This is a genomic window from Lentzea sp. NBRC 105346 (assembly GCF_030269605.1).
Lineage (GTDB): Bacteria > Actinomycetota > Actinomycetes > Mycobacteriales > Pseudonocardiaceae > Lentzea.
On sequence record NZ_BSTQ01000001.1, the window covers coordinates 367,219 to 380,006 of the forward strand.

Annotated in this window: 14 protein-coding genes; 4 read left to right on the forward strand and 10 right to left on the reverse strand. The window is 66.4% G+C overall.

Annotated features, from left to right (window positions below):
• Positions 1–67: 67 nt before the first annotated feature.
• Positions 68–361, forward strand: a complete 294-nt coding sequence (locus QSK35_RS01215; RefSeq protein ID WP_285741331.1) for a DUF3040 domain-containing protein — start codon at positions 68–70, stop codon at positions 359–361.
• Here the strand turns inward: QSK35_RS01215 and QSK35_RS01220 are convergent.
• The 3 genes from QSK35_RS01220 to QSK35_RS01230 all read right to left on the reverse strand — a co-directional run bounded on the left by QSK35_RS01220 (position 349) and on the right by QSK35_RS01230 (position 2,736).
• A complete protein-coding gene (locus tag QSK35_RS01220) occupies positions 349–579 on the reverse strand; it encodes a hypothetical protein (protein ID WP_285741333.1) in 231 nt (76 codons plus the stop codon). The two genes, QSK35_RS01215 and QSK35_RS01220, sit on opposite strands and share 13 nt — an antisense overlap.
• The gene (locus QSK35_RS01225; protein WP_285741335.1) at positions 579–1,787 is read right to left on the reverse strand and encodes a cation:proton antiporter; all 1,209 of its coding nucleotides are present in this window, start codon (positions 1,785–1,787) and stop codon (positions 579–581) included. The genes QSK35_RS01220 and QSK35_RS01225 overlap by 1 nt, the downstream gene beginning before the upstream one ends.
• A gap of 112 nt (positions 1,788–1,899) precedes the next feature.
• A complete protein-coding gene (locus QSK35_RS01230) occupies positions 1,900–2,736 on the reverse strand; it encodes a hypothetical protein (protein ID WP_285741337.1) in 837 nt (278 codons plus the stop codon).
• A gap of 299 nt (positions 2,737–3,035) precedes the next feature.
• Between QSK35_RS01230 and QSK35_RS01235 the strand changes: the two genes are divergently transcribed.
• Positions 3,036–3,473 carry a hypothetical protein gene (locus tag QSK35_RS01235; protein WP_285741338.1) on the forward strand — a complete coding sequence of 146 codons (438 nt, stop codon included), beginning with the start codon at positions 3,036–3,038 and terminating at the stop codon, positions 3,471–3,473.
• 155 nt (positions 3,474–3,628) lie between these two features.
• Here QSK35_RS01235 and QSK35_RS01240 read toward each other — a convergent pair whose 3' ends face one another.
• Positions 3,629–4,255 (reverse strand): winged helix-turn-helix transcriptional regulator, encoded by a 627-nt coding sequence (locus QSK35_RS01240; RefSeq protein ID WP_285741340.1) that lies wholly within the window; start codon positions 4,253–4,255, stop codon positions 3,629–3,631.
• An 81-nt stretch (positions 4,256–4,336) separates the two neighbouring features.
• Between QSK35_RS01240 and QSK35_RS01245 the strand changes: the two genes are divergently transcribed.
• Entirely contained in the window at positions 4,337–5,260 is a 924-nt protein-coding gene (locus tag QSK35_RS01245) for an alpha/beta fold hydrolase (protein ID WP_285741347.1), read from the forward strand.
• A gap of 251 nt (positions 5,261–5,511) precedes the next feature.
• Here the strand turns inward: QSK35_RS01245 and QSK35_RS01250 are convergent, their stop codons facing one another.
• The 5 genes from QSK35_RS01250 to QSK35_RS01270 all read right to left on the reverse strand — a co-directional run bounded on the left by QSK35_RS01250 (position 5,512) and on the right by QSK35_RS01270 (position 10,159).
• Positions 5,512–6,525, reverse strand: coding sequence for a tyrosine-type recombinase/integrase (locus QSK35_RS01250; protein WP_285741349.1), 1,014 nt, complete (start codon positions 6,523–6,525; stop codon positions 5,512–5,514).
• Positions 6,515–7,006, reverse strand: a complete 492-nt coding sequence (locus QSK35_RS01255; protein ID WP_285741351.1) for a hypothetical protein — start codon at positions 7,004–7,006, stop codon at positions 6,515–6,517. Before QSK35_RS01255 ends, QSK35_RS01250 begins: the two co-directional genes overlap by 11 nt.
• Positions 7,007–7,592: 586 nt before the next feature.
• Complete coding sequence (locus tag QSK35_RS01260) at positions 7,593–8,393, reverse strand: GIY-YIG nuclease family protein (RefSeq protein ID WP_285741352.1); 801 nt, start codon at positions 8,391–8,393, stop codon at positions 7,593–7,595.
• 583 nt (positions 8,394–8,976) lie between these two features.
• Entirely contained in the window at positions 8,977–9,837 is an 861-nt protein-coding gene (locus tag QSK35_RS01265; RefSeq protein ID WP_285741354.1) for a helix-turn-helix domain-containing protein, read from the reverse strand.
• 52 nt (positions 9,838–9,889) lie between these two features.
• Positions 9,890–10,159 (reverse strand): helix-turn-helix domain-containing protein, encoded by a 270-nt coding sequence (locus QSK35_RS01270; protein ID WP_285741356.1) that lies wholly within the window; start codon positions 10,157–10,159, stop codon positions 9,890–9,892.
• 448 nt (positions 10,160–10,607) lie between these two features.
• Between QSK35_RS01270 and QSK35_RS01275 the strand changes: the two genes are divergently transcribed.
• Complete coding sequence (locus QSK35_RS01275; protein ID WP_285741358.1) at positions 10,608–11,258, forward strand: hypothetical protein; 651 nt, start codon at positions 10,608–10,610, stop codon at positions 11,256–11,258.
• A 330-nt stretch (positions 11,259–11,588) separates the two neighbouring features.
• Here QSK35_RS01275 and QSK35_RS01280 read toward each other — a convergent pair whose 3' ends face one another.
• The gene (locus tag QSK35_RS01280; RefSeq protein WP_285741360.1) at positions 11,589–12,722 is read right to left on the reverse strand and encodes a hypothetical protein; all 1,134 of its coding nucleotides are present in this window, start codon (positions 12,720–12,722) and stop codon (positions 11,589–11,591) included.
• Positions 12,723–12,788: the final 66 nt, after the last annotated feature.

The following is a 12,788-nucleotide window of genomic DNA, read 5'->3' on the forward strand; positions in this document are numbered from 1 at the left end:
GCGTGGTGTAGCGCGTGGCGCGACAATGGATGGCGATCGCGTCTGCGGACGTGGAGGTGACACGAGCATGGGCTTGGCCGAATACGAACGGCGGCAGCTCGATGAACTCGAGCAACGACTCACCGAAGATGATCCCCGCCTGGCGGCCAGACTCACCAACGCGGCTCCGGCGGTCTTCCTCTCCCGCCGGACACGCGCGGTCGTTGTGCTTCTTGCGAGCTATGTGATCGGCCTGGTCCTCGTCATCATGGGGGTGACGATCTCGTCGGTCGTGGTGATCGTGCTCGGCGCGGCCATCACGACGAGCTTGCCTGTGGCGACGTTCTGGAGGGCGTGGCGACGGCGGCGTCAGTCGCGTTGACCTTGCGGCTGCGCGATTATGGCCAGCCACAGCAGGCTCAGCCCTGTCACGGACGTCCCCAGCGAATCGGTCCAGTGGCCGGTGAACTGTCCGTCGATCCACACGAGCACCCAGCCCAGCACCGCAGGCAACTGGATATACCAGTAGCGGCGCGGGATGAACGCGAGCGCGACCATGAACAGCGCGGCCAGCACCAGCCATCCTGAGAACTCGAACATCAATTTTTCCCGTGCGTCTCGACTTCGGGTTTCCCCGTGGGCAGGTTGTCCGGCGGTTCGACGCGCAGTGCCTTGGCCACCGGAACGTCGGTCGACGAGTGCAGCACGATCGACAACGCGATGGTGACGGCGACGAGGTCGAAGACGTGGTCTCCGGCCGGAATCCCGGCCTGTAGCGCGAGCAACCCGTAGACGACCGAGGCGAATCCCTTGGGGCCGAACCACGCCGCGACCGACCGTTCCCGCGGCGGCAAGGGCGTGCGCAGCAGCGACAGCATCATCGCCGCGGGGCGGACGAGCAGGATCGCGATGACCGCCACCGCCCAGTCGCCGAACGAGAGGTGGGAGATCCGGTCGGGTGTGATGAGGGCGCCGAACACGAGCAGCGCGGCGAACTTCGTGGTCTCCGAGAGCAGGTCGCCGAAGTGCTCGAAGTGTTCTGCCGCAACACGATCCAGGGTCGCGATCGTGGAACCGGCGGCGAACGCGGCGAGGTAGGGGTTGGCGTGGGTGAGGTGGCACGTCGCGTAGAGGATCACCGCGATGGCCAGCGGTCCGAGCGCCTGCAGGCGTGGTTCCGCGGTGAGGATCTTGAGCCGCCACGCCAAAACGATCACCGCGGGGATCACGATGCCGATCACGAGACCGCTGACCAGTTCGATGCCGATGGTGGCGAAGTCGGTGCCCCGGTTGGCCGCGGTGGCCAGGAAGATCAGCACGAACGGCAGGGCGAGGCCGTCGTTGAGGCCGGACTCGACGTTGAGCAGGCGCCGCAACCGCAGTGGCACGTCGGTGCGGCCGACGATGGCGGCGGCGAAGACCGGGTCGGTAGGGGAGAGGATTGCGCCGATCAGGAACGAGGTGGTCCAGTCGAGCCCGGTGAGGAAGTGGGTGGGCACGGCGATGCCGACCATGGTCAGCGGCATCGCCAGACCGAGCGCCCGGCCCGACAACCGCCAGCCTTCCTTCAGGTCGGGCAGGCCGGCGCGCTGGCCGTCGGTGAACAACACCGTGAACAGCGCGAGGTCGGCCAGGCCGGTGACGAACGAGCCGTTGGAGGGGATGTCGACGAGGCCGAGACCGCCCTGCCCGATCAGCGCACCGGCGAGCAGGAACATCAACGCCGTCGACAGGATCGTGCGCGCCGCGACCCCGGACAGCGACACGCTGATCAGCAACACCAGGCCGAACGCCAGCACCAGCGCCATCGAGAACCCCGTCCACGTCGAACACCCCACCACCGTGGGTGGGTGTGCCGACCAGACTTCCCGGCGCTCCGCGCGCAAAGATGCCGTAAAGGGGCAGACTGCGCAACTCAGCTCATTCAGCGATGGGCAGCGGGCTCAGATGTACCAGCAGGTCGCGGTAGAGCTGCCTCTCCCGTTCGACGACCGCGTTGATCCGGCTGTCCCACAAGGCCTTCCGGCGGGTGAGTAGCTCGTACAGCAAGACCGGGTCGGTGCTGGGCACGGTCCACCGTCCGGAGGCCGTGCGCAAGACCACCGCGTGCCCGACCGCCGAGATCTCGACTATGTGGGAGAACGCCACGTTCGAGTCTGTGCGGGAGCCGTTGATCCACGTGGTCCACTCGATGACGTCGGAGCCGATCCCGACGCGGACCGCCCCTCCTGCGGGTAGCTGTTCGTCGAGCACGAGATCGAGCGGCGTCGAACCCAACTCGGCGATCACCGGCCGTAGCAACGTCAGATGCGCCTGATGAGCGATGGTGCAGGCCACTGCCAGGCCGACTGGAGCCAGCGCGAGCAAAGCTCCGGCCACCGTGCGGCCAACTCCGCTCGAGGAGCTGACAGCGAGGCAGAAGCCGGGCACCACGCCGAGCAGGAACTGTGCGCCGGTCATCATTCCGGTTGCCGGAAGCCACGACTGCGGCTCGGCACTACCGTCGCGGCGCAGCCAGACCGCGAGGGCGATGGCGTGCGCTGCGGCGGCGAACACCGTGATGAACGCCCACCACGCCAGGTCACGGTCGGCTGCCACAGTAAGCGCGGCGAGCGATACGCACATCAGCACCAGTGTGAATGGCAGAACCACCATGGAGGTCAGCAACAGCGAGCGAGTGCGGTGCCAGCGCGATCGGAGAGCCCGTGCGGTCTCGGGATCGCTGATCATCGGGAGAGCGCGTGGAACCAGTGTCATGGAGACTCCGTCCGCATCGATCCGCCTTGCCACGGTCGTGACAAGCGTGCCGACCAGACTTCCCGGCGCTCCACACATCAAGATGCCGTAAAGGGGCTGCTGGCGCAATCGTCCAGTGGCCTCATCCACTGACGCTCAGCAGTACTCAACGTCCCTGCCAGGTCCGGCAGCGATGCGCGTCTTGTGCACTGTGGACGGCCGCGACCTGGCAACTGTCAGCGATGTGTCAGCGCCCGCTGACAGCCTCGGCCCCGTACCGGCGACCGATTCGCCGGAAATGCCGATTGAAGGGATCTCGGATGAAGCACGATCTGCGTCGAGCAGCGCGGGTTGTCTCCGTGCTCGGCACGGCGATCGCCCTCGCTTTGCTCCCCGTTGCCGTCGCCGAAGCCGCGACGAAGATCGAAGTCGGGCCGCACAACGCACTGGGCACCGGAATCGCCGGTGACTTCTGGTGGGGCGACTACGGCCAGTACACGATGAACTGGGACATCGCGGTCATCGACACCAGCGCGAACGGCTTCTGCGCGCAGGCGAAGATCATCGCTGACCTGCCCGCCTTCCCGGACCGCCAGTACTCCAGCCCACGCGTGTGCGGCCACCAGCAGGGCACGACCTGGCGAGCCGGCCAGAACGAGTCCTCCACGATCAGGGGCGTCAAAGTCCAGGTCTGCCGGGTGCACTCCGACGGCAGCGACCAGCACTGCGAGACGAAGCAGTACATCTCGAAGGGCTGACGCGTGCAGCGCCGCTGCTTTCCAGCGCGAGGGGAACCTTCATCCACGTCGGGTGGGTGAGGGTTCCCCTCACTGGAGGTTGCGCTGGTCCAGCTGGCGTTCCAGGGCTCACCCCTCCGCGGCTCGTCGATGTTCAGGAGTTCTGCCGCATACCGTCAACGGCTCTCGAACACCGCGGCGAGGTCTGCTTCGCGGCCACGTAGCTCGCCAGCCGCGACCGCCTGCTCGACAGACAACATGCCTGAAGCCAGGCCCAGCACAATGGCGGGCTCGCCCCGGAACACGGTGTTGGGCTGGTTGTCGCCGCAGAGTTCGACGCGTGTGCCGGTCTTGTCGGCGTGGACGGCGACCATCGCGTCGTCGGCGGACAGTCCGATGGTCATCGGTTTCTTCGATCTTCGGTCGCGTAGCAGCGCGTCCAGAGCGACTACTAGCCAGCGTCCATGGAAGATGTCACCCTGAGGGCCGGAGATCATCAGCGGAGTGCTCCACGTGACCAGCGATGCGACCGTGTCACGGAGCTCCCTGCCCCACGGCGTGAGGACGTAGGCGACGCCGTTGCGGCCGGTGTCGAGCGTGCGCTGAACGACGCCCACTTCTTCGAGCTCTTTGAGGCGGGCGGCGAGGAGGTTGGTTGCGATGCCCGGCAGACCGGCCAGCAGTTCGCCGTAGCGGGCCGGGCCGACCAGCAGCTCCCTGACGATGAGCAGGCTCCACCGCGCTCCGACGACGTCGAGCGCCCGCGCCAGGCCGCAGTACTGACCGTAGGACCGCTTCGGCATTTGCCGTCCGCACCTCCTCGTGCTTGACTTTCACTAGTCAACTTTAAATTAGTATAGTCCCCGGACCGGGAGGCGCAGCAGATGTCGTCCCAGCACACCGCAGGCACCCGACCGTCCTGGGTGGATGCCGACCTGTTTCCCTTCGAGAGCCACTTCGTCGAGCTGGGCGGGCACGTCGTCCACTACGTCGACGAGGGCTCAGGGCCGATTCTGCTGATGCTGCATGGCAATCCGACCTGGTCCTTTGTGTACCGGGACGTCATCAGGTCTCTGCGTGACCAGTTCCGGTGCGTCGCCCTCGACTACCCGGGGTTCGGGCTGTCCGTCGCCGCACCGGGTTATCGGTATCAGCCCGCCGACCACGCCGGTGTGGTCGTGGAGTTCCTCGACCGCATGGACCTCTCGGACGTCACGCTCGTGGCCCACGACTGGGGCGGGCCGATCGGGCTCTTCACGGCCGAACGGCGATCGAACCGGTTCCAGCGAATCGTCCTGGCGAACACCTGGGCGTGGCCGACAAACGGCGAACTGCGCGCTGAGATCGCTTCCCGCGTCATGGGCGGCCCGATCGGACGCGAGTTGATCAGGCGGTTCAACCTGTTCGTGAACGCGCTGATCCCCGCCGGACACCGCCGCCGCAAGGTCTCCCAGACCGAGATGAACCACTACCGCGAGGCACTCGACACCTGGGAGCGCCGCAACGCGTGCGCGATCCTGCCGGGTGCCATCACCGGAAGCCGCGAGTTTCTCGCCGGCATCGAAGGCAACCTGCAGCTGCTCGACAACCTCCCCACACTGATCGTATGGGCGGACCGCGACGTGGCTTTCAGCGACAAGGATCGCGAGCGCTTGGAGGAGAAGTTCCCGGACCACACCACCGTGGTCGTCAAGGGGGCTGGTCACTTCGTGCAGTCCGATGCGGCAGATGAGATGAGCGAGGCAATCCGTTCGTGGTGGAGCGGATCGGTGGCTGACAAGGCGCCCGACCGGGGAGCCGACCGCTGACTCGACATCGCCGACACGTCACGCGCCAGTTGATTCTCGTCGACCGACGACCGCGGTCGATTGCCGCGTGACCGTTCTGCGCGTCGCATTCCGGCGACTGGTCGCCGAGCCAGCGAAAACACCGGGACAGTCTTCGCTGACAACGGACAGGGCGGTCAAAACCCGACCGACATTGATCATGATAGTGATCAACTTGTGGGGTCACCCGTTCGATCGGGCAAGCCGCCGCGACACCGACGCCGATTCGTGACTCAGGGATGGGCGAGAGGGTGTGGTTGTCCGGTCAGCGCGGCCAGGGCGGTGGCGACGGCGTGGAGGTCGGCTTTGATGTAGGTGGTGGTGGCGGGGCCGGTGCTGTCGGTGTGGCCGGCGTAGGCGCGGGCGATGCCGTAGCCGAAGTGGCGTTCGACCCAGGTCAGGGTGGTGTGGCGTAGCCAGTGGGTGGAGATGCCCTGGGTGGCGATCCAGGGCAGTTGGTGGCCGAGGCGTTTCCACAGGTGGTCGTAGCGGCGGCTGGTGAGCGGATTCCCGTTGCGGTATCGCAGAAGTGGGTCGGTGGGCAGGGCCGCGCCGCGGGCGGTGGCGTGGTCGGCCAGGCTCAGTGCCAGGGTGGGACTGATCGGTTGCCACCGGACGGTGCCGCCCTTCTCCCGGAGCCGCACCAGGCACTGGTCGGGGTCGAGGTCGGCCACCCGCAAGGCGAGTGCTCCGCCGCGTCGGCAGGCCGTCTCGGTGTGCAGCCGCAGCAGCAGCGCGTCGAGGATGACGTCGTTGCCGCTGGCGCGGGCGGCGGTGTTGATCTGGTCGAGTTCACCGGGCGTGAGCGCCCGGCGGGTGCTCGGCAGCCGCCGGGGCTTGGCGACCCGATGTGCGGGGCTGGCGGTGGGCGCGATCAGGCCGTCCGCGATCGCCCGGTTGTAGATCGCGCGGGCGGCGGCGATGACGTGCTCGCCGGCGTGGCGGCCGTCCCGGCCGTTGCGCCGGGACCGGGCGGCAGCGGTCATCTCCCGCTGGAGCGCCTCGATGTCGCTGGCGGCGATCTGGTCCAGACGGCGGGTGCCCCACGCGGTGAGCATCCTGCTCCAGTAGCTGCCGTAGGTCCGGTTCGCGCCGTGGCCTGCTGCCGCGATGGCGCGGGGCAGGTAGTCGGCCAGGGTGGGGACATCGGATGCCGCGACGTCCCCGCGCTGCAGATCGGTGAGGGTGACGCCGATCCGCGCCAGCAGGCGGCGTGCCTGGGCGATCGCGGCCGGGTCAGCGGTCATCGGGGTCGATCAGGTCGCGGTAGTGCGCGGCGAGCAGGGCAGCGACGGTCGCCGCGGGGTGGACCACGAGTACCTGCTGCCGCACCGCGGCGGCGAGCGTGAGCGGCGGGCCGAGCTCGACGCCGCACATGCGGCGGGCCGCGGCGGGCAGGGTGATGGCACCCCGGTGGTCGACACTGTGCCGACCGGCCGGATCGGGCGTGATCACGATCAAGCCGTGGATCGTGTCCAACTCGAGTCTCCGGCCGGGCTCCCAGCCCAGCGCGCGCAGCACCGCGCGTTCGTGGACGCGGCCGGTCCGGTCGATCCGCGCCGTGCCGATCAGCAGCGTGCCGGGATCGGTGAGCGTGGGCAGGCGCAACGCGGGCAGCGTCGGCATGGGCGCGGCCGGCGGCCGCGGTTCGGCCGTGGTCGGGATGAGCGCCGCGATCAACCGTTCCCGCGGACGAGTGGGTGGTGTTGCCCGGACGAACTGACGCATGCCGTCATGGTCGCGCCGGGCCGCCACCCCGCAACCGGGGGCTCGCGGCGCGCGGCTCCGCGTGATGACACCAGGTGAGCGTGAACAACCCGGCCGGAACGTGCTTACACTCCGCTGGGTTGAGTGAGGAACCACGCATTGCGTGGTGTTCCACTGAAACTGGTGTCCGAGGGGGGATGAACCCCCACAGCGGGGCTACCACACCGCGGCGGGAGAACTTCCCCACATCGCCGACGAGTGCATCGAACAACCTCCACTGGTGATAGCTCCCCCAAGGGGGGAGCCTTCTCCATGATCGGGACCGTACATGATCGGGTCGGGGCGATCAACTCGTCTCGGTGTGACTGGATGGTCGCGTTCTGGCGTCGAGCTGGTCAAGAAATGCCACGTGAGTCATGCGCGATCTCGGTGCTTGTAGGCATACGGAACGAGGTTCGACTGTGGCGAGTTGGGCGGTGGCTTGTACACCTCGGTCGTCAGATCGACCTCATGGTAGGAATTTTCGTGGCGCCAGTGGCGTTTTCCGTCAGGCTTGGTGCTGTGTGGGCTGAGCTCCCGCACGATCAACGTGCACCACGATGCCAGTTCACCGACCACGTGCGGCGTGCCACCTCGCACGCCGTTCCGCAGCGTCCTTTGTCACCTTCGCGGGCCACTCGGGCATTTGCTCGTACAGGTATACGGAACTGTGCTTCTCCGCATCGAACTCTTCCCAGTCAGGCGCGCACCAGGCTGGCTCGTTGTGTCCTGTGTGGAGCCAGCATCGCTGTCGGAGCCAGCGGTCCAGGTCTTCAAGATCGGTTGCTATCTCGATGCCGACGGCCCAGCCGGCGTACGTCTCGATGGCCTTCATCTCGGGCCGGGGCAATGTGCGATCGCTATGCCAGTCGCCGACCCTGTGTCCGCACCTTTGGCCCACATCAGACATTGCGGTGCAGTAGGCAAGGCTTGCGTCGATGGATGGACTGACGACTGGCGACCTGGTTCGCCAGTCCGTATCGCTGGTCTCGCGTCCGGCGGCCAGGTAAGTGATCAACAGGCCGTTGAGGCTCATCACTGTCGGGAATCGCTTCACGCGCTTCACGCCGTCAACGGTGCCGATCTCCCAGAGTTCGGCGGCTGCGGTTGTCACGGCCGTGACGGCATCGGTATCGCCGAACTCGAACCACTCGAGTTCTCGCCGCTCTGCAGCGAACCGCCCATGGAGAGCACGCTCAAGGCGAAGGCCGCCGCCATGCTTCCATAGAACCTTCATCCTGTAGGGAAACCCGGTCTTGAACTCACTCAGCCGGTGTTCAGGGGCCTTCGAATGCCCGATCTTCACCCTGGGGCACTCGTTACCGCCGATCACGTACACGTAGTCCGGTTGCACCTGTTCGTTACCCATCGTCAGAGTCGACTACTTCAGGTGCGGAAGGTAGCGGCCGGCACCGACAGTGACGGAAGCACCGAAGTCAGCCCCGCCTGCTGACGGGCCCGTCGCAGGCCCCTCGGGTGCGGGCCTGTCCTCGACGTATTCGGAGATTTGGAGTGCGGGTTGCCTTGATGCCGTTCGGCCAGATCGTCCCGGTCCACGACCTTGAGTTCGTCGGGTGTGCTGCATAGCTGTCCGAGTGCGACGAACCATGCCCTCAGACGTCAGAGTCAGGCTCATGCCGTTGCCGGCCGTCGCGTTGGCAGGAGGACAGGCGAGGTACCGACCGAGTCGAGATGACCTGAGCAACATAGCGAACACGACACCGGGGCAACCGCAATGAACTCTATAGCTTCAGTGTCGACTGAATCTAGTCACCAGCAAACTCGTCGCGTCGCTCAGAAAACAAGACAAAGAATCAGCTCCCACTGCAAAGAAATCAGCAATCGGAATGTAAGTGGGCGTTGATTGCACGAGTGTGAGGTCGGGAAGATTCTGGCAGTTTTCCTTGCGTTTCATCGCTTGGCGAGATGTATTAGTCATCTTGCTTCCATCCTTATGCGTCCGGAGTGTTTGTCTGCTTCGGGTGACAAAGCAGGCAGTGCATGACCTGGTCATCGGACAGTTGGATCAGTCGGCGGTGTGGTTCTGGTCCGTCGCACCTGCCGCACCACTCTGGCCACCTGTTGCTACCTTCTTCAGGCTCCGCCGAGTTGGAAAGTTCGCTGAGACGCGAGGTGAGTACGGCGAATGGTGAACGCGCGCCCTCATTGTTTTCGGAGAGATAAGCGATGAGTCGGCTGACTTGATGTCCGGCTGAGAGCGCCGCGGTCAACCTCGGGCGTAGCCGGTTTCGATCAGCGGCAGAGAGTCTCCAGTGGCGGCTGATTCGGCGCAGGACTTCGTCGGCTGCTTTCTCGCTCTGGTCGGCTTCGCCTTCTCCTTCGTCGTGGGTCTCGGGTGGCGAGACGGTGACGGAGGTGGGGGAGAGGACGGTATAGGACGGAACGGGTGACACAGCTGTGCCGGGGCTGGGGCGGCGCAGCTGTGTCACCCCAGAGGCGGCGTCTGTGCCACCGGTGGCGTTTTGCCGGGGGTGGTGTTCTGCCGGGGGTGCCGCCCGGTTATCCACAGGCGGTGCAGGGTCGTTCGTGGTGCTCGACATGATGATCGTGTAGCGGTTTCGCAGTCGTCCACCGCCCGCTTCGACGGTGATGTGGCTGCCTGCTTGGAGTCGCTGGATGACGCGTTGCACGGTGCGTTCGTTGAGCCTGGTTCTGCGGGCGAGGTCGTGAATGGACGGCCAGGCGTCGGTGCCGCGGTCGTTGGCTTGGTCGGCGATGGCGAGCATCAGCAGCAATTCTGTGCCAGACACATGGGCGTGATCCCACACCCATGTCATCACCTTGATGCTCATGTTTCCTCGTGTTGACGTTGCTGCGTGGGCATCTAATGGATTGCTTTGCTCGTCACAGGAGCATTTGGCCGCCTGTGCGGTTCACCCAGTCGGCAGCGTTCACTGTTGTGCGGAGACTCATCGCCGCGTCGCTCATTTCAACCACAGCGCGAGCCGGCACGACGAATCGCCCGCGAATCTGAACGGCCGGGAACTGGCCTTCGTGGATGGCGCGATAGATTGTCATCGGTGATACGCCAAAGGCTTTGGCAACCTCCCGCACTTGGCGGAATTCAGGTAGGCCTTCGGCACCGGTGCGGTTTTCGCTGGGTGGGCGAGTCATGCTGTTCTCGCGTGAGTGCTGTGATTCATGAGAACTATGGTTGCCTCGTGACCCGCTGCTCGAACAACTGTCACGGCGCAAGTCATGCATTCCGCCACGTCCAGTGACGGGGCTGTCGACCCACTGTTGTCAGTCATGGCACCGACGATTCGGCACCGCTGGTCAAGGCGAGCTTGTGAGGACTCGTCGGTATCGGCATCCCCTCCGACGGCGATGCGGCACCGGTTTGGTGGGGTTCTGCTGGACGGGCACGGGTACCACATCGATGACTAGGGCCAGGCTGGTCAGTGGCCGGGCGGGGAGCGGGCCGTGCTACCTCGGCAGGGGGCGCGCAGGCCACCCGTTGGTGCGACAGTCCCGACGAGTCGCCCACGTGTGACCGCCACGGTAGTGAGAATGGCACCGTGACCGACGGTGAGGGTCATGCAGACCTCGGAGCGGGCGGATCGTGAACGCCGACGATCGAGTCCTGTTGCTGGACCTGGAAAACCTCGGCAGCGCGCGACTACGGCCGCGCCCGCTGCGGGCCCGGCTGGAGACCCTGCTGGACGCCGCAGGTGAGACCCACCACGTGGTCGCCGCCTACGCCGTGCCCGAGTGCAACGGCGTCGACCCGGTCGCATCGGTGCTGGCCGAGCTGCGGATCGCGCCGCTGCGCGTGCCAACCGGTCCGGACGCTGCCGAGCTCGCGCTGCTTGCGCGCGCCCGTCACGTCCACGCGGAAGGCGGCCGGATCTTCATCGTCGGCAGCGCGGACGGCCGCTTCGCCGAGCTCGCCACGTTCGGTCGCGCCGAACTGCTCGTGTGGGATGGGCAACCGGTAGCCACCAAACTCGCCGAGGTCGTGCACGACGTCCGCCGCCTGACGCGCCCCACCGGCACCCCAGCTGAGGACACGACCGAACATGTCCAGCACCATCCCGACGCGCAGGCGGCCGCAACCAACCCGGCCACGATGTCGCGCCGCGACGTGGGAGACCTGATCGGCCGACTGCTCATCGCCGTGATCACCGGCATCGGCATCGCCGTGGGCCAACGGCTGTTCGACGCTGTCGTGCCTCGCCGTCAATCACGTCGCCGCTCACGCGGTGAAAGCTGACGATCACCGGCCACATCGCTGCTCGCGCCAGTGGTATCCGCCCGATTGCGCCGACCAGTCGGAGACCTCAACAGGTCGCACGCTTCCGCAGCCACGGCCACGAGGCTGGGACAGCGCTCACCGTGTAAGCCGGTGGCGCCCGCTGGCCCGCGACACCTGCCAACCAGGTTCTGTCCGTAGATCGCGTCGGAACTGTGCGAGCCGGACACCGCGGATGCGTCAGGAATGTCGTTCCCGACATTGTGTACCGGCACGCGAGGCCTGTGGGTGAATCGGAGCGGTATGAGGCATACCTGTCCCCGAGCCCAAGCAGAGAATCCCCAACGCTCGTCAACGGTCCATCGGGCGCACCCGGAGCGACGGCTTGGCCCCACTGCGGAGGAACGCGGCGAATTCGGTCCGAAGCGCCTGAAGATCGACAGGGTGACCGGCGAGCGTGTGCAGGAGCTGCGAGACATCCCAGGTCGCGATGTGTCCGTAGCGAGCGTTGAACAGCATGAGTTCTCGAATCGCGAAGCGGTCCGAGAAGTCCAGGAGCACGTAGCCGAGCATCTGGAACAACGTAGGCCCGTCGAGTGTGGCGTAGCGGGTGCCGTCCTTGCGCTTGCCGCCCAACAGCGTCTTGATCTCCACCAGGGTGGCTGCCGCGATCAGGTCCGCGTCGGCGTTCATGAGCGCCGATCCCTCGAACGTTGGACCGATCGCCCACCGGCCCACGCGGGATGCCAGAGCGGGTAGCAGCACGGACTCGGCCTGCTGCCGCAGTGCGGTGAGCTGGTCCAGGGCGGCATCCGATGCCATGCCGAGCAGATCACGGCCGGTCACAATTGCCGGATTGAGCTCGGCCAGCGGGGAACGCTCGGGCGGTACACCGCGCCCCAGCTCGGTCAGCAGCGACAACGCCCAGCAACCTCGGGCGAGCAGCTCCGGATCGACCGTGGTGCCGCTGCACGGGCCGTCGAACTCGCTGACCGCGCCCTGACCGGCGCGACCGTCCTCGACCGGCTCCCGTGTCTGCAGCAGCGCGGCGAGTTCGACCAGGGCGGCTGGCATGCGAGCGCCGTAGCGGCGCGCGCCGACAGCCGGGAGGTGCATGTCCGGCGCTGGATGCACCAGGAAGTCCACCAGCCAGTCGAACGCCCCGCCCACTGTTCCCGTGCCAACACCTGCCGTTCCCGGGCCAGCGGGCACCACCAGCGGACCGACCGAGTCCTTGTAGTGCTGGAACACAGGTTTGGTGTGTGGGAACCGCTCCGCGAGAAACACTCTGAGCGAGGAACCCGCCGGTTTGAGCGCCTCGGTCAAGGCGGGCCACTCGCTGTGCAGTCGGAGCTCAATCCTCGGCGCAGCACCAGAAACACCAGCGCGGTTGCTATGCATGCCCGTCATGGTCCGGAACGTAACAGTCAGCACCGACAATTCCGGACGATCTCCGGGTCCACCTGCCTCGAGGAGATCGGCCACGCGTCTACGGACCACCCGAAACGACCAACGGCTAGCGCGCAACACCAGGCCCGCTGGATGGAGAAC